This window comes from Pectinatus cerevisiiphilus, assembly GCF_004341685.1.
Taxonomy (GTDB): Bacteria; Bacillota; Negativicutes; order Selenomonadales; family Selenomonadaceae; genus Pectinatus; species Pectinatus cerevisiiphilus.
In genome coordinates, this window is sequence record NZ_SMAA01000011.1 from 25272 (window position 1) to 45692 (window position 20421).

General features: G+C 41.6%; 21 protein-coding genes and 8 tRNA genes. 24 read left to right on the top strand and 5 right to left on the bottom strand.

Annotated elements, in window-relative coordinates:
* Positions 1-11: 11 nt before the first annotated feature.
* On the bottom strand, positions 12-644 hold the full coding sequence (locus EDC37_RS08155) for a hypothetical protein (protein WP_132550176.1): 633 nt from the start codon (positions 642-644) through the stop codon (positions 12-14).
* A gap of 109 nt (positions 645-753) precedes the next feature.
* Here EDC37_RS08155 and EDC37_RS08160 point away from each other — a divergent pair, with 109 nt between their 5' ends.
* On the top strand, positions 754-1740 hold the full coding sequence (locus EDC37_RS08160) for a glycosyltransferase (protein WP_132550179.1): 987 nt from the start codon (positions 754-756) through the stop codon (positions 1738-1740).
* Between the two features lie 135 nt (positions 1741-1875).
* Here the strand turns inward: EDC37_RS08160 and dcuC are convergent, their stop codons facing one another.
* The 3 genes from dcuC to EDC37_RS08175 form a co-directional block, all read right to left on the bottom strand.
* On the bottom strand, positions 1876-3138 hold the full coding sequence (gene dcuC, locus EDC37_RS08165; protein ID WP_231040141.1) for a C4-dicarboxylate transporter DcuC: 1263 nt from the start codon (positions 3136-3138) through the stop codon (positions 1876-1878).
* 287 nt (positions 3139-3425) lie between these two features.
* The gene (locus EDC37_RS08170) at positions 3426-4685 is read right to left on the bottom strand and encodes a M20 family metallo-hydrolase (protein ID WP_132550182.1); all 1260 of its coding nucleotides are present in this window, start codon (positions 4683-4685) and stop codon (positions 3426-3428) included.
* 87 nt (positions 4686-4772) lie between these two features.
* On the bottom strand, positions 4773-6095 hold the full coding sequence (locus EDC37_RS08175) for an amidohydrolase (RefSeq protein WP_132550185.1): 1323 nt from the start codon (positions 6093-6095) through the stop codon (positions 4773-4775).
* Between the two features lie 356 nt (positions 6096-6451).
* On the opposite strand from EDC37_RS08175, the gene EDC37_RS08180 reads away from it, so the two are divergent.
* From EDC37_RS08180 to lysS, 11 genes are all read left to right on the top strand, one after another.
* A complete protein-coding gene (locus EDC37_RS08180; RefSeq protein ID WP_132550188.1) occupies positions 6452-6874 on the top strand; it encodes a PTS sugar transporter subunit IIA in 423 nt (140 codons plus the stop codon).
* Positions 6875-6891: 17 nt separating this feature from the next.
* Complete coding sequence (locus EDC37_RS08185; protein ID WP_132550191.1) at positions 6892-7386, top strand: PTS sugar transporter subunit IIB; 495 nt, start codon at positions 6892-6894, stop codon at positions 7384-7386.
* Between the two features lie 162 nt (positions 7387-7548).
* A complete protein-coding gene (locus EDC37_RS08190) occupies positions 7549-8394 on the top strand; it encodes a PTS mannose/fructose/sorbose/N-acetylgalactosamine transporter subunit IIC (RefSeq protein ID WP_132550194.1) in 846 nt (281 codons plus the stop codon).
* A 2-nt stretch (positions 8395-8396) separates the two neighbouring features.
* The gene (locus EDC37_RS08195; RefSeq protein WP_196589957.1) at positions 8397-9209 is read left to right on the top strand and encodes a PTS system mannose/fructose/sorbose family transporter subunit IID; all 813 of its coding nucleotides are present in this window, start codon (positions 8397-8399) and stop codon (positions 9207-9209) included.
* 211 nt (positions 9210-9420) lie between these two features.
* Positions 9421-10401, top strand: a complete 981-nt coding sequence (locus tag EDC37_RS08200; protein ID WP_132550201.1) for a sugar ABC transporter substrate-binding protein — start codon at positions 9421-9423, stop codon at positions 10399-10401.
* A gap of 5 nt (positions 10402-10406) precedes the next feature.
* Positions 10407-11738: a sensor histidine kinase gene (locus EDC37_RS08205; protein WP_132550204.1), complete on the top strand. Its 1332-nt coding sequence runs from the start codon at positions 10407-10409 to the stop codon at positions 11736-11738.
* A complete protein-coding gene (locus tag EDC37_RS08210) occupies positions 11713-12387 on the top strand; it encodes a response regulator transcription factor (RefSeq protein ID WP_132550207.1) in 675 nt (224 codons plus the stop codon). Before EDC37_RS08205 ends, EDC37_RS08210 begins: the two co-directional genes overlap by 26 nt.
* Positions 12388-12397: 10 nt before the next feature.
* Entirely contained in the window at positions 12398-13726 is a 1329-nt protein-coding gene (locus EDC37_RS08215; protein ID WP_132550210.1) for an ABC transporter substrate-binding protein, read from the top strand.
* Between the two features lie 25 nt (positions 13727-13751).
* Entirely contained in the window at positions 13752-14555 is an 804-nt protein-coding gene (locus EDC37_RS08220) for a Cof-type HAD-IIB family hydrolase (protein ID WP_165874488.1), read from the top strand.
* Positions 14556-14723: 168 nt separating this feature from the next.
* Positions 14724-15200, top strand: coding sequence for a transcription elongation factor GreA (gene greA / locus EDC37_RS08225; RefSeq protein WP_132550216.1), 477 nt, complete (start codon positions 14724-14726; stop codon positions 15198-15200).
* A gap of 15 nt (positions 15201-15215) precedes the next feature.
* Complete coding sequence (gene lysS, locus EDC37_RS08230; RefSeq protein WP_132550219.1) at positions 15216-16706, top strand: lysine--tRNA ligase; 1491 nt, start codon at positions 15216-15218, stop codon at positions 16704-16706.
* 70 nt (positions 16707-16776) lie between these two features.
* Here the strand turns inward: lysS and EDC37_RS08235 are convergent, their stop codons facing one another.
* Positions 16777-17376: a hypothetical protein gene (locus EDC37_RS08235; protein WP_132550222.1), complete on the bottom strand. Its 600-nt coding sequence runs from the start codon at positions 17374-17376 to the stop codon at positions 16777-16779.
* Between the two features lie 180 nt (positions 17377-17556).
* On the opposite strand from EDC37_RS08235, the gene EDC37_RS08240 reads away from it, so the two are divergent.
* From EDC37_RS08240 to EDC37_RS08295, 12 genes are all read left to right on the top strand, one after another.
* A tRNA-Glu gene (locus tag EDC37_RS08240) sits at positions 17557-17631 on the top strand.
* A gap of 6 nt (positions 17632-17637) precedes the next feature.
* Positions 17638-17713 (top strand) — tRNA-Val (locus EDC37_RS08245).
* Between the two features lie 8 nt (positions 17714-17721).
* A tRNA-Asp gene (locus tag EDC37_RS08250) sits at positions 17722-17798 on the top strand.
* A 49-nt stretch (positions 17799-17847) separates the two neighbouring features.
* Positions 17848-17923 (top strand) — tRNA-Phe (locus tag EDC37_RS08255).
* Positions 17924-17977: 54 nt separating this feature from the next.
* Positions 17978-18051 (top strand) — tRNA-Gly (locus tag EDC37_RS08260).
* Between the two features lie 14 nt (positions 18052-18065).
* A tRNA-Leu gene (locus EDC37_RS08265) sits at positions 18066-18154 on the top strand.
* 15 nt (positions 18155-18169) lie between these two features.
* Positions 18170-18255, top strand: a tRNA-Leu gene (locus EDC37_RS08270).
* 35 nt (positions 18256-18290) lie between these two features.
* Positions 18291-18376, top strand: a tRNA-Leu gene (locus tag EDC37_RS08275).
* Between the two features lie 139 nt (positions 18377-18515).
* Positions 18516-18677 (top strand): rubredoxin, encoded by a 162-nt coding sequence (gene rd, locus EDC37_RS08280; RefSeq protein WP_132550225.1) that lies wholly within the window; start codon positions 18516-18518, stop codon positions 18675-18677.
* Between the two features lie 162 nt (positions 18678-18839).
* Positions 18840-19130, top strand: a complete 291-nt coding sequence (locus EDC37_RS08285; protein ID WP_132550228.1) for a late competence development ComFB family protein — start codon at positions 18840-18842, stop codon at positions 19128-19130.
* 6 nt (positions 19131-19136) lie between these two features.
* Positions 19137-19781, top strand: a complete 645-nt coding sequence (gene nth / locus EDC37_RS08290) for an endonuclease III (protein WP_132550231.1) — start codon at positions 19137-19139, stop codon at positions 19779-19781.
* A 34-nt stretch (positions 19782-19815) separates the two neighbouring features.
* Positions 19816-20274, top strand: a complete 459-nt coding sequence (locus EDC37_RS08295) for an N-acetyltransferase (RefSeq protein ID WP_132550324.1) — start codon at positions 19816-19818, stop codon at positions 20272-20274.
* Positions 20275-20421 lie beyond the last annotated feature (147 nt).

Consider the following 20421-nt stretch of genomic DNA (forward strand, 5'->3'; position numbering starts at 1 on the left):
CTTAAATGATATTACCATGATTTCTTATAGTTAATTCTAATTTTCGCGTTGGCATCATGATTTTTATCAGTTGTGACTGCACTCGTATCAATTTCTCCAGTGTGCAGTTCATCAACTTCTGCTTGATCGTCATCATACATAGCGGCATCTGCATCCTCATCATCAAGTGGCAGGCTGGTCAGGCGTACACCGATCAAAAAATCTTCCATTGGATCGAGCTGCAACAGCAACCGCTGTTTCGGTGCAGTCTGTGAATTATAAATGAAATAATTATTTCCATCCAAATTCATTCTTTCACCTTTTCCATATACTGACTGCATCTTGTAAGGAGTAGCCCCGATCATGACACCTTTTGCCAAGGTGTATTTTCTGTCGTTAAGAACTATATCAACGACCTTTCCTGTCTTTTTCGCTATGCCGATCACAGTTTTATCATGATATACATAATAATCCACTGACCTGCCATAAACCATTCTGTTATCACTATACCACGGTTTACCAAAAGCTTTTTCCATAGTCGCATAATCATCATCCAGTTTTAAACCATTACAGGAAAACTCTATATTAGTAGGTGTGCTTTTCATGCCCATCAGTAACGCGGCAGCAAGTAACAACATTGCGGTCAGTGCAATCCGTATTCGCATTTGCAAATTCCTCCCAGATATTTATTCTTTATATTCGTTCTTTTGAAACAGTATAATTAAAATAAGTTTACCGGTCAATGTCTTAACAGTAAATTAAAGGAGCAGAAAAATGTCCTGTACTGAGACCGAAGATAATTTTCCTTTTAAAATCTCCGTCATCATCGCTATGAAAAACGCAGAAAAATATATCACAAGGGCTATTGATAGTATAATTGTCCAAAGCCTGCCCAACACAGAAATAATTATCGTTGATGACACTTCTACTGATAACAGCACCACGACAGTAAAACAGTATTACGAAAACTTTACGAATGTATCCTTATACCATAACGAAGGGACTCCCGGTCCTGGCATGTGCCGTAATATAGGTTTAAAATATGCCAGAGGAAAATTCATTGCCTTTGTCGACAGCGATGACTTCATAGATGCTAATTTTCTGGAAATCCTTTATAACATGGCGGTACAAAATAATGCCGACATTGCCATCTGCGGCTACGACAAAATAACCGAAACATCGTTTTTGCGCTCATATTCACCGAAAGCAGGTATCCACAACGGTGGCAGTGAAATTGTGGATAAACTCAGTAACATTGAATTCGTAATCTGGAATAAAATCTACAGGCATTCTTTTTTGACAAAAAATAATCTTCATTTCGAGCTGCCTTGTTACGGTGAAGATTGGCTTTTTTGCTTTAAAGCCATGTTTCTTACCAAAAAATACATATGCACAGAAAAATCTCTGTATTACTATTACCAGCATTATGACTCAGTCAGCCATAATCCTGCAAAAGTAGACGCATTCAATTATATTTATGATTTTTTTACTTTTCTAAATGAATTTATGCAAAAACAAAAAGGGCTTACGGATAAAATGTTCTCCCAAATAGAAAACAATTTTTTCTTTGCAGCCATAATCTGTTATATTGCACCAATTTATAATAAGCTGTCTCCCCAAGAGCGCCTTTTATTAAGAGATAAAATCTTCTCCCACCAATTTGGGAAGGGTGCCTTACATGTAAAAATTCTGTTGGACGCTTTCTTCACTCTTTATTCTTATACTGCCCAAAGCTTAAAATACGAGCAAAAACTTGTCTAAATATATCCATCAAAAAAGAACCGCTGCCTTCAAGGCTGACGGTTCTTTTTTTGTAAAATGCTTATCGAAAACAAAATACGAACAGCAACATTTTTGAACTGTATAGATTTCAAACAGGACAAAAAAACTACGATATTAATAAAACAAAATAAACATACCAATAATCAAAGCTCCAAGCATTGGTAAAACATTTCTCTTCGCTATTTCGATTGGGTTAATCCCTGCTATACCAGCTACTATAATAGTGGCACCAGCTATTGGTGACATCGTGCGTCCCAATGTTCCTGCCAAAGTAGCTGCGCTCCCCATCTGTACAGGTGTCATACCGAAATCAGCTGCATGTGGCGTAATAGCTTCATTGAAGGCAAACGTGGCTGCATCGCCAGAACCTACAAGAATAGCCAAAATAAATGGGCCGATAGCTGCACAAACCTTTACAATAGCTGGATTATTAAGCATTTCTGTAATGAAGAATTTGACCAAGCCGATAGAGGTAAGTCCTGCTACAAAAACCCCTGCCGAAATAATAATCCCTATGATAGAACCATAAGCCTTACCCATACCATCAAAGAAAGCTTTTCCTAATGCTGACGGCTTTGTCCTTGTCACCAGCAATGTCAATATTGCTCCGATAATCATAGCCTGTGGTACTCCCATCTTGAAAAGAGGGACTATATGGGTTTCACCCAGTATCAAGATGATAATCGGTATTATAGGCATCGCCGCGAAAAGCGGATTAACTTTGAATGAATCTTCAATAGTCAGGTTTTCTGAAACATATCCTTTATCTTCTTTTAATACATGGGCAATTACTGTGATTATAATAGTAGCGACAACCAGTGAGGCCAAATTTGCCTTATAATGATAGCTGATAACGTCCATAACCCCTACACCAGCTATTTTAGCGACAAAAGGATTATGTGCCAGCCCTGGATTGAGCATACTGCCATAAGTTCCACATTTTACTGCGGCTGCTGCCATGGCAGGATTAACACCACCAGCCATAAGCAAAGGTACAAAAATAGCACCAGCAGCGGCAGCCGTACCTGCTGCACTAGGTAAAGCTATATTTACCAAATACGTACAAATTACAACTCCCGGTATCAAAATCGGTCGAAAATTTTTCAATACCGTTGCCATTGCATTGATCAGATGCTTGTCGCAACCGGTAAAACGCACCGCCATGGCAAACCCCATGACAGAACAAACAGCCTGTATAAGTCCTGCATTTGTCATACTTTTAGCAAATGCATCAAGGGCTGCCATAGGAACGCCGCCTATCCCACTCATCAGAATCCCCGCTCCGATCAATACTATACGGGCATCGTACCCTTTCATGATCAGGTACACAACGGCGATAACAACAATAATGCCAACAATATACATAAATGCCGCCATACAAATCTCTCCTCTTTAATAAAATAACCCGACATGGACACTGAACAGAGTGCTGTACTATTTTGGTACAACAAAAGAGCATATGCATTAACACAGCTAAATATGCGCCATTGCATATGCCCTTAATTGCAGGAGTATTCTCCCCCGCTTAAATTCACCGTACAAAATAGCTTTTACTGCCAAAATAAACTCTTCTCTATTATAAACGACAGCAAATATATTAATAACGATATTATTAATATATCCATATGATAAATAATTATCATTTATTTGTCAACAAGTCTGTGTTAATTATTATTCTGTGTATTTTCATTATTTATATTTGTGCCAGTCAATGTGCAAAGTGTCGTATAGAGGACTTCAACGCCCTGGGCTATATGTGTCATACTCGTCCATTCTGCCGGATTATGACTGATTCCGTCACGACAGGGAAGGAAGATCATACCTGCCGGGGCAAATTCAGCCAGATGCATTGTGTCATGTCCCGCACCACTCGGCAGCAGATGATACGCAATATTATTTGCCTTGCATGCTTTTTCAATGATCTTAATTACAGCAGGAGCCAGCGATACCGGTTTTTCATCCGTTAAAAGCTCAAGTGCCGTCTTTATGCCTCTTCTTTTGCCTGTATCAATTATGAATTTTTTTACACGTTCAACTACGGCCGTTTTTGCTGCGGCATCAATGCTGCGGATATCAATGCCAAGCTCCACCTGCCCGGGGATGACATTCATTACATTAGGGAAAGCCTTCACAATACCTACCGTTCCCACAACAAGTTTCTCAGCAGACGAGGCTGCTTTTTCCACTTCAAGAATGATCTCTGCGGCTGCGCACAGAGCATCACTGCGTAACTGCATTGGGGTTGCCCCTGAATGGTCAGCCTTGCCATCAAGCTGCAAGCGCAACCGTGTTGGTGCGGCAATCCCCGTCACAACGCCTATCGGCTTTTGCATTGCCTCCAGAACCTTTCCCTGCTCTATATGCATTTCCACGCAGGCTTTAAGGTTCTTTAAATTAATAGTTTTTTCCATGTTTTCCGGATTCAACCCACGTGCAAGCAATATTTCGTACAAGGATTTACCTGCCGCATCTTTAAGCTGCTTCATGCGTTTTAGGGAAAGACCGCGACAGGTTGCAAGGCTGCCCAAAGTAGCGACGCCAAACCGACTTGATTCCTCGCACATAAAAACGACGATTTCCAGCGGATTATAATTTTGCCAACCATTTTTGTTCATTAATTTTACAGTTTCGATAGCGCCTAAGACACCCAGCACGCCATCAAAATTACCGCCATGCGGCACACTGTCTATATGTGAACAACACACCACCGTTTTAGCTTTCGGATTCAGCCCTTCCCGCCTGCCGATAATGTTACCGAAACCATCAACGCGTACAACGAGGCCTTCCCTTCTCATCAGACCCATTATAAAATCTCTGGCCTGCCAATCTTCATCAGAAAAGGCTAATCTAGTTATGCCCTCTCCCGGCAGAGAAAACTTCGCCATCTCTGCAAAATTGTGTTCTAAATCAACAGTCGAAATCATTTTCCCGCCCCCATAACTGTAAAGGTAAGGGCAGCAAGCCCCCCTGCCTTTGCACACCTTTTTAACTGATTGCAATACTTCCTGTTATTACTGCTTCTTTTGCAAAAGTCCTGCTGCAAGCGTCGTCAATATCTTCGCAGAATAGCCAAGTGCTTTTTCATCAAAGTCGAAATTTGAGTCATGATGCCCGGCTGCCAAATCTGCGCCTACCATTATATAAGCTGCTTCTCCTCCATTTTTTTGCACGCGTTCCATGAAATACGAAAAATCTTCACTGGCGCCAAAATCGCAAGCGCCGACGACATTATTAAAAATTCCTAGGGATTCAGCCTTATTTTGTATATAACGTGCTAGCTCAGGAGAATTATCAGCTCCGGCTGCTCCGCCCATCTTCTTTATTTTTATACCTACATCGTACATCGTTGCAGCTGCTTTAAGAATGCGCAATGCTTCGTTTTCCATATAATCATTTATGGCACTTGTCCCACCGCGTGTTTCCATTTGCAGTAAGGCTTTATCGCCGATGATATTACGTCCGCTGCCGGCGGTAAGCGTTCCCACATTAATACGTGATACACCAGCTGAATGGCGTGAAATAGCATGCAGGTTCAAAGCTGCGCAAGCGGAGGCCAAAAGGGCATTTTTCCCTTCTTCTGGTGCAGCACCGGCATGAGCCGGTACGCCAGTAAAGCGGGCATCATACTTGCTCGTAGCTAAAAATCCTTTTACATTACAGGCAACACTACCTGTTTTTTTCATTTTAAAACCGAAATGCGCGCCCAAAATATAATTTACATCGTCCACGTCGCCATTTTCTACCATTGCTCTGGCGCCACGGACACCTTCTTCCGCCGGTTGAAATATAAGTTTTATTTTACCATGCAGAGAATCCTTTAACTTCGCTAATATTGCCGCTATAGATAAACCTACCGTCGTGTGCCCATCATGTCCGCAGGCATGCATAGCAGCATCATTTACAGAAGCAAAACCTTCCTTATAAGGACGATGGCTTTCTTCTTTACTTTCCCAAACATCATTGGAGTCCATATCAAAGCGCATGGCTACTGTCGGCCCATCCTGAGAAAAGACCATTGTTCCTATAACACCGGTCATTCCTCCGTCCATCTTTGCCACCCATTCGGCATCAGCCCCTTGGGAGATGGCTCTTTGCATTGCTGCTTTCAATACACTTTCATCTGGTACACCCATCATATAATCTTTATTGACCGTGTCGCTGCCTGTCTGCACATTGTAGCCAAGTGTTTCAAGTCTTTTGGCTACCAAAGAAGCCGTACGGAATTCAGTCCATCCCGGTTCAGGATACCGATGAAAATCCCTGCGCATTTTTACCATGTCATCTTGCATTTCATCAACAATTGTTATAATTTTTTTATCCAGCATATTTTCCATAAACTTTGCCCCTTTTTGTCATGACATGCATCACACTATCATGTTTACTTTTTTAAAAAAATTTTTTCTACCTTAAACCTTAAATATATAGGTAAAAAAACCCTCGTTAAAAATAATCTAAGTATATCACAAAAAATGTAACCCTTACAGACTCAAACTCATTTTTTAACATGAGTATAACAATTTATTTATCGGTCTGTCCATATTAAATTTCAATTAAGAAAAGTGATAAATGTCATTTATTTTTTTGAAAAATCATGACATTATACAGCTGTATTTTTCTTTATATTTTGCTAAATTTATAACTATAAAAGATTTTAAATATTTTCTCAATAATAAAAAAAGGAGGTGTACAGATGCTTTATGTGATCATGGTAAGTCATGGCGAACTGGCCCAAGGGCTGCACTCTGCTGTCAAAATGATCGCCGGTGACCGCCAAGACGTTTTTTCTATCAGTTTGAAAGATGGTATGTCAGGCGATCAATATGCAGAAAATTTCCAAAAGCTTATCGCCGCTATCAGCCCATCTGCTAAAATAATTCTTTTGGCAGATATAATAGGTGGTTCACCGCTGACTACAGCATTGAAAGTTTTAGCCGACAAAAATCTTGTCACCAGCACCAGAGTCTTCGGTGGCATGAACCTTCCGTTGGCACTGGGAGTTATCCTTAGCGGTGAAACAGCTTTTACTGAAACTGCGGAAAAACTTTTAACCGAAGCAAAAGACGCACTACAGGAATTCAACATTAATTTAGAACAAACAGATGAAGATATTTGAGGAGGAACTTATCAATTATGTCAATTACATTTCTCAGAGTCGATGACCGTATGATACACGGCCAGACTTGTACACGCTGGGCACTTGAATATCCATGCGATGGCCTTATCGCCGTAAACGATGCGGCAGCAACCAATCCTGTTTTAAAGGCGGCCTATAAAAGCGCTTCCGGGAAAAAGACCTTTGTTTGGACATTACAAGACTGGCAAAAGAAATGCCAAAAAGTATTAGACAGTGACAGTCGTTATTTTCTTATTACCAAAAATCCTATTGATATGAAAAAAATATTAGTTGACCAGGAATTTAACCCCGGAATAAAAACAGTAATTATTGGTCCATGCAACGACCGTCCAAATTCAGTTCAGCTTGGTAATAACCAATCCATAACGCAGGAAGAAGCTCAGGCACTTGAAGATATCATGAATGCGGGATATGAAGTTGAATTTGCGCTTATAAAAGAAAAAGCCATCGGTAATTGGAAAAAATTTCGCGGGCAGTTTGGTTTCAAATGAATTACTAATTTTACTATATCCCCTAAATTGCATAGACACTATTACCAAAGTTCAAGGTTTATATCTTGCAAGCAAAGCTAATTTATTTCTTCATTATAATTTTATTTGAATTTTCTAATTTAGGACACAATTACATATTTTGTAATAGAAAGAGTGAATAATATGGAAATTAATATTTTTCAGGCCGTGCTCTTGGGAATTTGTGCCTGTTTGTCAAGTATGCCCGGTTTAGGCGGCACTACTTTCGGTAATTATACATTAGGAAGACCTTTAGTAGCAGGTCTTATCGTCGGACTGATCCTCGGTGATGTCAAAACAGGCATTATCATCGGGGCAGCAATCCAGGTCATCTATATAGCCTTGGTAACTCCCGGTGGTACAGTTTCGGCCGATGTACGTGCTATAAGCTATATCGGCATACCACTTGCTATATGTGCTGTAAAAGGAATGGGACTTGACCCCGACACCGCGCAGGCACAATCTATGGCTGCCGCCCTCGGCGCCGCAGTCGGCACACTTGGTACAGTTCTCTTCTATGGTACGGCTACCATGAATCTGATTTGGCAGCATATCGGCTGGAAAGCTGTGGAAAACGGTGATTTTAAAAAACTCTATCTTGTCGATATGGGACTGCCTTGGATTTCCCATTTTGTCTGTTCTTTCCTGCCAACCGTACTCATCACGCTGGCCGGTGCCGGTATGGTCGACATAATGAAAGCCTATCTGCCAATGGACGGCATCGCTATGAAGACCTTATTTACAGTTGGCAGCCTGCTGCCGGCAGTAGGGGTTGCCATATTATTAAAACAGGTAGTCAAAAAAACTGTTGATTTCATAACTTTTTTCTTTGGTTTTACATTAGCCGCAAGTCTGGGCTTAAACTTAATAGCTGCAGCTATTATCGGTTCTTTCTTTGCCGTCATCAACTACAAAATAATTATGCTGCAAAATAAAAAAGCTGCCGCTGGCGGGCCGACAGATGATGATGACGATGAGGAGGATATTTGATCATGAAAAAATTATCAAAAAAGACTTTAAAAAAATCGTTTGTTACTTGGTTTTATGGTAATCTCACCTGCTTTTCACAAGAACATATGCAGACGTTCGGTTACTTGTGCGCCATGCTGCCTATAGTTGAAGAACTTTATGAAAAAGAAGAAGACAAGAAAAAGGCAATGGACACCTACACTGCGTTTTTTAATACTGAACCACAGATAGGTACTCTTGTCGTCGGTATGACAGCCGGTCTTGAAGAAGCAAAAGCCAATGGACAACCCATAGACGGCGAAGCCATTAATGGTATACGTGCCGGACTTATGGGACCGCTGGCCGGCATTGGGGATTCGATGATTGTCGGTACACTAATACCGATTCTATTAGGAATAGGCCTTGGTTTATCCGGTGGCGGTAATCCATTAGGAGCTATTTTCTATATAATTGCCTGGAATTTCTTAATGTGGTTCGGCATGAAATTCGCCTATTTTAAAGGCTACGAACTAGGTGGAAAAGCTGTTGAAATCCTGGTTGGCGAACAAGCCCAAGCCATTCGTGATTCCATCATTATGATCGGTACTATCGTCATAGGTGCCGTGGCAGCCTCCTGGATAAACATCCATACCTCATTGGTACTACCCGGTGGTGGTGAACTGCAAAAAACACTTGATGGCATCTACCCTAAATTCCTTTCCGGCGGAGCTGTAGTATTCTGCTGGTGGCTCATGTCCAAAAAGAACATTTCACCAACGATGGTCATGCTGCTATTGGTAGTAATTGCCTTCGTAGGTGTCCTTATCGGTTTCTTCGATCCGGGATTGTCCTATTGATCATTTTAGCCAAAATTGTCTTCACAGGTAATCTGCTCTGTCTGGGACAAAATATTTTTGTGGTAGGATTCGTTATTATAGCAAAGGCAGCAGATTTTTCTGCTGCCTTTTAACTTTTTCAGTTATAATAATAAAAGATAAGCTAAAAACTTTTCTTCCGTTCTTTATCGACATAAGTATCTACATAAGAAATAATATGAAGGAAAATATTATGAAAAAAAGCTGCCAGCGCTATCTTTTTATAACCTTATGCTGCACCATCTTCCTGTTAGTTCTATATCAGCAGCTCCAAAGTATTATCGCTACAGATTATTCCGCAGCACAGAATGAACAGCGCAAAAAGTTTGGGGCAGTTTATATGACTTTAAATAATCCCTTCTACGAAATAATTGATGATGAAATACGCACCGCTGTGGAGAAAAACGGTGATACCCTCTTGACCCGTGATGCCGCCCTAAGCACAGATAGGCAGACAGAAGAAGTCCAAGAACTTGTTGATGACGGCATTAAAGTCCTTTTTCTCAATGCCGTTGATTGGCAGCAGATCGGTCCCGCGCTCGCGGTCGCTAAAAAGGCAGGAGTACCCGTAATCGCGATTGATACTAACGTCGATGATAAAGACAGCGCTGCGGTCGCTATAACAATCGTCTCCGATAATTATGAAGCAGGTGTAGAATGTGCCGAAAACATGCTTGCCAATTTACCTGGTGGCAATATTGTCCTACTGAAACATTCACAAGCAAAATCAGCCGTCGATAGAATAAACGGTTTTGTCGATACTATCCGTGACCATCCTTCTTTCAAAATAATCGATTCTGCCGAGTGTAAAGGCCAGCTTGAACTAGCCATGCCAGCTATGGAAGCACTCATTAAAAAGCACAATGACATAAATGTTGTCATGGCCTTAAATGATCCTGCGGCCATGGGTGCCATGGCTGCCTTAAAAAATGCCGGACAGCTTGACCAAGTGAGTGTTTACGGTGTAGATGGCGCCCCCGAAACAAAGGAAATGATTCTACGCGGTAATATGACTGCCACAGCAGCCCAATCCCCGCGCAGGATAGGCAGCCTTGCTGCCAGTAAAGCATACGGTCTGCTAAACGGTACAAGCACGGAAAGCATAATCAAACTGCCTACCACTTTGCTGACCACCCAAAACATTACCCAGTATAATATTAACGGATGGGACTGACTATAATGCATATAAAAATATATTCGATCACTGTGATGCATTATTTTCTCTACATTTTTAATGCCATAGTCGTTTTTTTCCTGGCCGGCTTTATGAGCATTACCCAAACCAAAATAAATATTTCTATGTCGGCTCATTCCTTTCTTAGTTCTATCTCAGCGCCCCCTTTTTCTGCCAGTGAAATTATTATATTTAGCAGTTGTTCTTTCTCTATTTTAATTTTCTTGAGTACGTTTTACCGCCGCTGTCTTTTAAATCAGAACAACCAGCGCCGCTATATTCTTCTTGCCCTGGAAATCTGCGCCTGCCTAATTGTCATGCGCAGCATAAACATGGCTTATGACGGTGTCATTTTGTTGGTCGTAGCTGATCTAGTAAGTGGTTACCGTGGTAAGAACCAACGCATCATCCTGACAGTTGCCATGCTTGGTCTTTACCTGATTGCCAGCTATAACCTCATCGACCTGCGCCTTAAAATGATTCCGCTTGATGCTTATATCTCCTATTATGACCAGCCGGCACAAGGAATTTTAAAAGCTGCCTGCAATATTTTCACTTCCTTTAATATGATAATTTTCGTCATATACATGATGCTGCTCGTGCAAAACCAGCATCAGGAAAAAGAACGCATACAGTCGCTAAACGAGCAGCTCAACACCGCCAATGAAAAACTCAGGAATTACGCGATAGAAGCTGAACGAATGGCAGAAACCAGAGAACGTAACCGTCTGGCAAGGGAAATCCACGATACACTTGGCCACGCCCTGACTTCCATCATAGCCGGCCTTGATGCCTGTCTTGCGACGATTGACGCGGCTCCCGCCTTTACTAAAAAGCAATTACAGGTCATCAGTGACACCGCCCGCAACGGCATAAACGATGTCCGACGCTCCGTCAAAAAACTTCGTCCTGACAATCTGGAACGGCTCCCATTAAAAGATGCCCTCTACCAAATGATCAGGGAATTTTCTTCCGCTTCAGGTATGCAGATTGAACTCCAGCATGAGTGCTGGCCGCAAAACCTGCGTGAGGACGAGGAGGAGGTAATCTACCGTATAGTGCAGGAAAGCATTACCAATGCGAACCGCCACGGCAAAGCAGCGCACATCCTCATCACGCTCACTGAGGAAAATAACTGGTTGAAAATAATTATAAAGGACGATGGCACCGGCTGTGAAAACCCAGTTAAAGGGTTCGGCCTGCGCCACATGCAGGAACGATTGATGCTTTTACATGGCGCATTAGCGTACGAAGGACATGGTGGTTTTACAATAAAGGCAGCTATTCCACTGAACCGAGGAGATGTTTACAATGATAAAAATAATGATAGCGGATGATCAGGAGCTTATACGGGAAAGCCTGAAAATCGTTTTAAATATGAACCCTGATATGGATGTCACCGCTACTGCCGAAAATGGCTATGAGGTGATGGAGCTGCTAAAAAAAGACCAGCCTGACCTCATACTCATGGACGTTCGCATGCCCAGACTGGACGGTGTCCAATGTACCAATCTTATCAAGGAACGCTGGCCCAGTATAAAAATCATTATTCTCACTACTTTTGATGATGATGAATACATCTATAACGCATTGAAATTTGGTGCCAGCGGTTATCTTTTAAAAGGTGTTTCTGTCACAGAGCTGACCAATGCGGTACGCACTGTGATAAACGGCGGTGCCATGATCAACCCTAACCTGATAACCAAAGTAGTAAAAATGTTCTCTAAAATAGCACAAAACAATTTTGCCGTCAAAGTTGAAGAAAATGGTACCAAAGACTTGACACGCACAGAGAAAAAGGTCGTCTGCCTCGTTGGCAGAGGTTTATCAAACAGAGAAATTGCCGAAAAGTTAAATTTATCAGAAGGCACTGTCCGCAACAATCTCAGCTTTGTACTCAGCAAGCTCAACCTGCGTGACAGAACGCAGCTGGCAATTTGGGCTGTCCAAACCGGTATGAGCCACCAGCTTGATGCAGAAATATAAGGCGGTAAAAATGGTTTTCAACATACAGCGACATAATTTAAAATGGCTTTTATTCATTATCACTATCTGCATCATCTCCGCGGTCTTTTTTTATAATATACATACACCCAAGCCAGAGGAAACAACTATACGGCTGGGACTATTTGCCGGCAGTAATTGGAACGTCCCGTCCGGTGAATCATATGCTGTAATAGACACAGCAATAAAAAATTTTGAAAACAGCCATCCCGGTGTAAAAATAACATATGTCAGCGGTATAAGGAAGCAGGATTATGCCGAATGGCTTGCCGAAAGAATTCTTAATGGCGACGAACCCGACCTTTTCATGGTACTGGCTGACGACTTCAACCTATATAGCAGCATGGGGATTTTGCAAAATCTTGACAGCATGGCAGAAAATGATTCTTCCTTCGACACTTCTGCCTATTATCAGGCTGCGCTCGATTATGGTAAATACAGACGTAAACAATACGCCCTGCCTTTTGAAAGTATGCCCACATTAATGTTCGTGAATAAGACCTTACTGGCAAAAGAAAATATTCCCATCCCCAAAGACAACTGGACATGGCAGGATTTCCTCGACATTTGCCGCCGTGTCACCAAAGATACTGACGGTGATGGTACGCCAGACCAATTCGGCTATTACGATTATACCTGGCAGCAGGCTGCCGCCAGCAATGGTTTACAATTATTTCGCAACGATGGTAAATTCTCTTATTTTGCCGACAACAAAATGAATGACACCCTGAAATTTATGATCGAGTTAAAAAAGACCAACCTGGGATACACGGTCACAGCTAAGGATTTTGATATGGGAAAAGTAGCTTTCAGGCCATTTACCTTTGCCGAATACCGCACTTATAAACCATATCCTTGGCGCATCAAAAAATATTCTTCTTTCGAATGGGACTGTATTGAGATGCCTTCCGGGCCTTCCGGCAGGAATACTTCGGAGCTGGATACCTTATTGATAGGCATGAGCAGCCGCAGCAAACACAAAAGGATTACATGGGAATTTCTCAAGGAACTTTGCTATAGCAGCGAAACACAAAAACTCCTTCCCAGTCTGTCGCAAGGAGTTCCCGTGATAAAAGCCGCCGTAGAATCGAATGAAGCTAAGCAGGCTCTCCTCCAAGATGCTCCGGGAGAAGAAAAAATGAATCTTTCCATAATAAGTGACGTCATGCAAACAGCCGTCTCACCTCCCAAATTTAAAAAATATTCATTGGCTATGCTCATGGCTGACAGTGAAATAAAAAAAATTATTGATGGAACACTTCCTTTCAACAACGCCTTAAATAAGGTACAGAAACAAATAAATGACCTTTTGCAAAATTGATATACTACACAAAGGAGATGCCATTATGCTGTTCAAAATAGTTTTTTCTGATATTGACGGAACTTTACTGAACTCACAACATGAACTGCTCCCTTCTACGTTAAAAGCCATCCACCGTCTCAGAGAAAAAAACATTCTGTTTGTGCCGATTTCAGCGCGTATGCCCAAGGCCATTGTTCCCATTTTAAAAGAGCTGGCAGTCAAAGCACCAATTATCAGCTACAATGGAGCTTTAATCCTTTCCGCTGAAAATGAACAACTCTTCAGTCAAAAGCCTGCCGAGCAAAACTGCCTGTCTATCCTTAAAGACATTCGTACCCAATGGCCGCAAATAGTTATCAATTATTATTGTGCTGATGACTGGTATGTGGAAGACCTGTCTGACCGTCTTGTCAAAGAAGAAGCAGCCATTACCGGTGTCACACCGCTTGAGGCTTCCTTCCAAGTACTTCTCAACTCAGGGAAGCTGCCGCATAAGCTGCTCTGCATGTGTCCACCGGCAATTTGCCAGCAAATGGAAGATGTCCTCACACCATGTTATCCAGACTTCAATATAATTCGTTCATCACCAACTTTATTGGAAATAATTGACAAATCCGTCTCCAAAGCACATGCCGTCAAAAAATTTATGGAACTTTACAATATCCCTGCCTCCCAAGCGATTGCCTTCGGTGACAATTACAATGACCTTGATATGCTCTCCACCGTCGGTATGGGCATTGCTATGGGAAATGCCCCGCTAAAAGTAAAAACTGCTGCCGCACAGATAACATCGTCGAACGATGCAGATGGAATATATAATGCCCTACGTGCTATTAAACTTTTATAGTCTTGGCATAGTTATCCGGGTAAAGCGTTGAAATTGACAAACATATAAAAACAACATATAATTAGAAGGAGTGTCAAGGCAGCTTGACACTCCTTATCTTATTGCTATTTGATAACATCTCGTAATCCGGAAACCGGATAAGATTTATTCATAAGGGAGAGCATAATTATGGCAGAAAAGCGCAGCATCTTAACTGAAGAAGGTTTAAAAAAGATTGAGCAACAGCTTGAGAATTTAAAAAGCGTTAGGCGTATAGAAGTAGCTCAACGTATCAAACAAGCTATCGATTTTGGCGATATCAGCGAAAACTCTGAATACGACGATGCCAAAAATGAACAGGCCTTTATAGAAGGAGAAATTCTCCGTTTAGAAAAAGTACTCCGTGAAAGCGATGTTATCCATAAAACGCAGGGTGATGGCAGCGGAATTATCCACCTTGGCAATAAAGTGGTCATTTGCGACCTTGAATATGGAGAAAATGAATCCTACACCATTGTAGGGTCCGCTGAAGCAGATGTCATGGAAGGTAAAATTTCTAATGAATCACCTGTCGGTGCAGCTATTCTCGGCCACAAAATAGGGGATATCGTTGATGTTAACGTGCCCGCCGGCGTACTAAAATATAAGATAGTTGAAGTAAAATAAACTGGAGGATATAAATTGGCTAAACAGCATACACCAGAAACTCAGCAGGACCTAAATGAACTCATAAAAGTGCGCCGCGACAAAATGCAGGCGTTCGCCGACAAGGGCATAGAACCCTTCGGCCGCAATTATTCCATTACACATCATGCACAGGATATTCTAGACAATTTTGAAGCACTCTCAGAAAAGAGTGTACGCATTGCCGGCCGTCTTACCGCTATCCGCGGACATGGCAAAGCCAGCTTTGCTGTACTTGCTGATATTACAGGCACAATTCAAATATATTTCAAACTCGACATTATCGGCGAAGAACAATACGCTAATTTCAAGCTGCTCGATATTGGTGACATCATTGGTCTGGAAGGCATTGTCTTCAAAACGCATCGTGGCGAAATTACAGTAAGAGTGACTTCTTTCACTATAGAAGCCAAATCACTCCGTCCACTGCCAGAAAAATTTCACGGTCTAAAAGACATTGAAACACGTTATCGCCAACGTTACCTTGACCTTATCGTAAATCCCGATGTAAAAACCACGTTTATCCGCCGCACAAAAATCATTCAGGCAGTACGTCGCTTTCTCGACAACAGACACTTCCTTGAAGTAGAAACACCTGTTATGAGTCCAATTGCCGGCGGCGCTAACGCCCGCCCTTTCATTACGCACCATAATGCCTTAGATATGGACATGTATCTTCGTATCGCAACCGAATTATATCTGAAACGTCTTGTTGTCGGCGGACTCGAACGAGTCTACGAAATCGGCCGCATATTCAGGAATGAAGGTGTCGATAACCGCCATAACCCTGAATTTACAACCGTTGAAACATATCAGGCTTTTGCTGATTATAATGAAGTAATGGACATGACTGAAGCATTACTGGCGCAGGTTACAAAAGAAGTACTTGGTACAACTACCATTACATATCAAGGCGTCAATATAGACATGGGCAGTATCCGCCGCATCACGATGATTGACGCAGTCAAAGAAGCTACGGGCAAAGATTTTTCAACAGTTACTACTATTGAAGAAGCACGTTCACTCGCTGATGAATTAAAAGTTCCTTACGAACAGCATCATGGTATCGGTGAAATAATGTATCAGATCTTTGACGAAAAAGTTGAAGAAACACTTATGCAGCCTACTTTTGTCATTCAATACCCGACTGCTGTATCACCTCTTTCCAAACGCAATAAAGAAAACCCTGATTTTGTTGACCGCTTTGAATTATTTATCTATGGGCGCGAACTCGCCAATGGATTTTCCGAATTGAACGATCCAATTGACCAAAAACAACGTTTTATTGACCAACAAAAACAGCGCGAACATGGCGATGATGAAGCCCATATGATGGATGAAGACTTCATCACGGCTCTCGAATATGGTCTGCCTCCTACAGGCGGGCTGGGAATTGGCATTGACCGTTTGGTAATGCTGCTCACAGACAGCCCTTCAATCCGTGACGTCATTTTATTCCCGCATATGAAAAATAAACCGACAGAATAAGAAAAAAGCTGTAGCAATGATGAATGCGCTCTCTAACATATTCCCGCGTTATCATCTGCTACAGCTCTTTTTATTGCACATACTGTTTCAAATTTGCTTTATCCAACAACCGATCCATTACTTCTTGTGTCAACGCATTTGCCGTTCCCTGTAATGAATAAGTGTCATTATAAAATCTTTGCCCACTATAACTAGTATATTTGTCAGTCCTACGATCATAAACAAAAAGTTTTAGGCCAACATGGCTCATCAAATAAGGGCCATCATCAAAAAGATATACTACATCTTGTCTCATAAAATCTATCTTAACGCCAATCAAAATATCGGCATCCTCTTCTGCGGCCAACTGTGCCAAACCTTCCTTACTTGTCACGTCAATGCCTGCGTTCATCATCTTTCCCACCGTTGCCGAAGTTTTATCCATATCAATATATTCAATCCGTTGTAAAACACCATTTAATGGTACATGCACCGACTCACCAAGTCTTTTATAAATATAATTGCCACTATCTGGATACCCTTTAAAACTACCAATGATTGGCATGACTGCTAATTTAACGGGAACGTTCGTTTCCTGTGCACTTAAATTCTCTTCTGCCGCTGCCGTTCCTCCCCAAAACATGAATAAAAATAGCATTAGCACACATACATTAGAGATATTTTTCCTCATGGTCTAGTCTGCCTCCTGCCCATAAAAACATCATTGGGCAATTTAATTAAATAACTTTTTTCCAAAAAGGTATTGCAATATCATACTCTATATGGTATTATAATACCCGTTGCTGATGCTGACCTCGTATCCACATAAATCGACTAAAGTTGATTTTCTGAGGCAAGTATACAGTGTAATGGCGCCTTCGTCAAGCGGTTAAGACACCGCCCTTTCACGGCGGGTTCATGGGTCCGAATCCCATAGGCGTCACCATTTTATGGGCGATTAGCTCAGCTGGGAGAGCGCTTGCCTTACAAGCAAGATGTCAGCAGTTCGATCCTGTTATCGCCCACCAAAATAAATGGCCCGGTAGTTTAGTTGGTTAGAATGCCGCCCTGTCACGGCGGAGGTCAGGGGTTCAACTCCCCTTCGGGTCGCCATTTTGTTATCCCCATCAAGCCAAAAGTTTGATGTAGATATATATGTGATGCCTCGGTAGCTCAGTCGGTAGAGCAGGGGACTGAAAATCCCCGTGTCAGTGGTTCGATTCCGCTCTGAGGCACCATCTTTTCTTTTTTATTTTTTTAATTACACAAGGCTTTGGTATCTGTTTTTATATGCGGGTGTAGCTCAATGGTAGAGCGTTAGCCTTCCAAGCTAGTTACGTGGGTTCGATTCCCATCACCCGCTCCATAATAAAGATATTCGCCGGGGTGGCGGAACTGGCAGACGCACGGGACTTAAAATCCCGCGGATAGAAATATCCGTACCGGTTCGATTCCGGTCCTCGGCACCATCTTTTTTTTTACATGCGGCCGTGGCGAAACGGCAGACGCGCTAGCTTCAGGAGCTAGTGGGGGAAACTCCATGGTGGTTCAAATCCACTCGGCCGCACCATTGCCTTATGCCCTTTTTATCTTTACTTTCACAATGCGGTCGTGGCGGAATTGGCAGACGCGCTACTTTGAGGGGGTAGTGATCACAAGTCATATGGGTTCAAGTCCCATCGACCGCACCATACCGAATATAAGCTGAAATCTTTTGATTTCGGTTTTTTTGTATCTATTTATCTTTATATCAACCAATCATTGCAAAATTAATATCAATATAATAAAATATAGGAAGTCAGAGAAATATATTATTGGGGAGGATTTATTATGAAAAAATGGGTTTGTTCTGTTTGTGGCTGGATTTATGATGAAGAAAAGGGAGATCCTGATTACGATTTAGCACCGGGCGTTCCTTTTGCTGATTTACCGGATGATTTTGTCTGCCCAGTATGCGGCGTAGGTAAAGATCAATTTGAAGAAGAACAATAACTGCTAAACAGCACGAAATATTAGTCTTCATACCAGCACCTAAAGTGATCAATTACACTCTAGGTGCTTTTTTAACAAACCACGCCTACAAATCATTTTATTTTTAAAATCTTTGTGCTATAATCAAAATGTGTATTAAAAATCTGTGAGGTGAACGCTGAAATGGCAATACAAGTAAAGAATTGCATGGAGGATTTCGTAATTGATTTGGTCAAACAGGTCATTAAATCTTATCCCGACATCTGCACATGTGATCAATGCATTAACGATATTGTGACTTGGTCCTTGAATCATTTACCAGCTCGCTATGTTAACACTAATATTGGTGACGCGTATACCAGATTAGATATTTACAAACAGGAACATTATACCGATATAATAAAAATAGTAGTGCAAGCAGTAGAAGTCGTCAGTAAAAACCCACATCATACAAAAAAAGATAAGCAGGAATGATATCATATGCGGATTACGCAAAAAATAAAAGCAGAGATGCTGTCCCGTTTGGAAAAAACTTATCACGGTGCAAAATCAGCTTTAAACTTTTCCAATCCTTTCGAATTATTAGTGGCTGTAATCTTATCAGCGCAATGTACCGATGTGCGTGTTAACGTAACCACACAACGCTTATTTAAAAAAGCGGCAACACCTGATAAAATTCTACAGCTCGGTCTTGCCGGACTGGAAGAAGAAATTCGCGATTGCGGACTATTTCGTAATAAAGCAAAAAACATCTACAAGACATGTCATATACTCTGTGAAAAATACAACGGCCAAGTTCCCAATGATTATGATGCCTTACTATCATTGCCTGGTGTTGGCAGAAAAACCGCCAACGTTGTTTCCAGCATAGCATTCGGCAGACCAGCGATTGCTGTTGATACCCATGTATTTCGCGTATCAAACCGGTTAAAGCTGGCTGTAGGCACTACTCCCGATGAAGTGGAAAGTAAGCTGCAAAAAGCTATTCCCAAGGAAAAATGGTCTGAAGCACATCATTGGCTTATATGGCACGGCAGAAAAATCTGTAAGGCACGCCAACCGCTATGCGCAGAATGCCCGCTCAACGATTTATGTCCGTCTGCCTTACTCACGGATGCGTCATAATCCCTTCTGCTTAGACAAGGAAAGAGTGATTCCTATTATTTACCGTAATGCTATATTACCTGACGTTGAATCTATCCACCGCTTAGTTTATGACTATGCACAGGACGGACTTATGCTGGCGCGCTCCCGCAACCAGTTGTACGAAACTATCCGTGATATGATTGTTGCCGAAGAAGACGGTCATATAGTAGGAGTAGGCGGCCTGCATGTCGTCTGGGACGCCATAGCTGAAATAAGGACACTTGCCGTAGCAAAAAGTGCCACGCGAAAACATATAGGTTCTGAAATAGTTTTACGCCTTATCGCGGATGGCAGAAAGCTTGGCATTGAGACCTTTTTCACCTTGACTTATCAGCCTGAGTTCTTTTCTTCACTGGGCTTTAGAGAAGTCACCAAAGATAAGCTGCCGCAAAAGATATGGAAAGAATGTATTGATTGTCCCAAATTCCCAAACTGCGATGAAATCGCTATGATACTTATGAACAAAAAATAATTTACCATTACTTAATAAATAACCTCGTACTCCTAAGCTATATCTATATAACCTGGAATACGAGGTCTTTCGTTTTTATTATTATGGGCATCTATATATTATAATATTATTTATAAATTAGAGAATTTTTTTAATCTTTACACTGCT

Bases quoted from the DNA above. Each gene is read 5' to 3' on its own strand.
- EDC37_RS08155 (WP_132550176.1), bottom strand. From the start codon at position 644: ATGCGAATACGGATTGCACTGACCGCAATGTTGTTACTTGCTGCCGCG.
- EDC37_RS08200 (WP_132550201.1), top strand. From the start codon at position 9,421: ATGAAAAAAAGCTGCCAGCGCTATCTTTTTATAACCTTATGCTGCACC.
- dcuC (WP_231040141.1), bottom strand. From the start codon at position 3,138: ATGGCGGCATTTATGTATATTGTTGGCATTATTGTTGTTATCGCCGTT.
- EDC37_RS08160 (WP_132550179.1), top strand. From the start codon at position 754: ATGTCCTGTACTGAGACCGAAGATAATTTTCCTTTTAAAATCTCCGTC.
- EDC37_RS08215 (WP_132550210.1), top strand. From the start codon at position 12,398: ATGGTTTTCAACATACAGCGACATAATTTAAAATGGCTTTTATTCATT.
- greA (WP_132550216.1), top strand. From the start codon at position 14,724: ATGGCAGAAAAGCGCAGCATCTTAACTGAAGAAGGTTTAAAAAAGATT.
- EDC37_RS08180 (WP_132550188.1), top strand. From the start codon at position 6,452: ATGCTTTATGTGATCATGGTAAGTCATGGCGAACTGGCCCAAGGGCTG.
- EDC37_RS08195 (WP_196589957.1), top strand. From the start codon at position 8,397: ATGAAAAAATTATCAAAAAAGACTTTAAAAAAATCGTTTGTTACTTGG.
- EDC37_RS08190 (WP_132550194.1), top strand. From the start codon at position 7,549: ATGGAAATTAATATTTTTCAGGCCGTGCTCTTGGGAATTTGTGCCTGT.
- EDC37_RS08170 (WP_132550182.1), bottom strand. From the start codon at position 4,685: ATGATTTCGACTGTTGATTTAGAACACAATTTTGCAGAGATGGCGAAG.
- EDC37_RS08205 (WP_132550204.1), top strand. From the start codon at position 10,407: ATGCATATAAAAATATATTCGATCACTGTGATGCATTATTTTCTCTAC.
- EDC37_RS08185 (WP_132550191.1), top strand. From the start codon at position 6,892: ATGTCAATTACATTTCTCAGAGTCGATGACCGTATGATACACGGCCAG.
- EDC37_RS08175 (WP_132550185.1), bottom strand. From the start codon at position 6,095: ATGGAAAATATGCTGGATAAAAAAATTATAACAATTGTTGATGAAATG.
- EDC37_RS08285 (WP_132550228.1), top strand. From the start codon at position 18,840: ATGGCAATACAAGTAAAGAATTGCATGGAGGATTTCGTAATTGATTTG.
- EDC37_RS08220 (WP_165874488.1), top strand. From the start codon at position 13,752: ATGCTGTTCAAAATAGTTTTTTCTGATATTGACGGAACTTTACTGAAC.
- rd (WP_132550225.1), top strand. From the start codon at position 18,516: ATGAAAAAATGGGTTTGTTCTGTTTGTGGCTGGATTTATGATGAAGAA.
- EDC37_RS08235 (WP_132550222.1), bottom strand. From the start codon at position 17,376: ATGAGGAAAAATATCTCTAATGTATGTGTGCTAATGCTATTTTTATTC.
- nth (WP_132550231.1), top strand. From the start codon at position 19,137: ATGCGGATTACGCAAAAAATAAAAGCAGAGATGCTGTCCCGTTTGGAA.
- EDC37_RS08210 (WP_132550207.1), top strand. From the start codon at position 11,713: ATGATAAAAATAATGATAGCGGATGATCAGGAGCTTATACGGGAAAGC.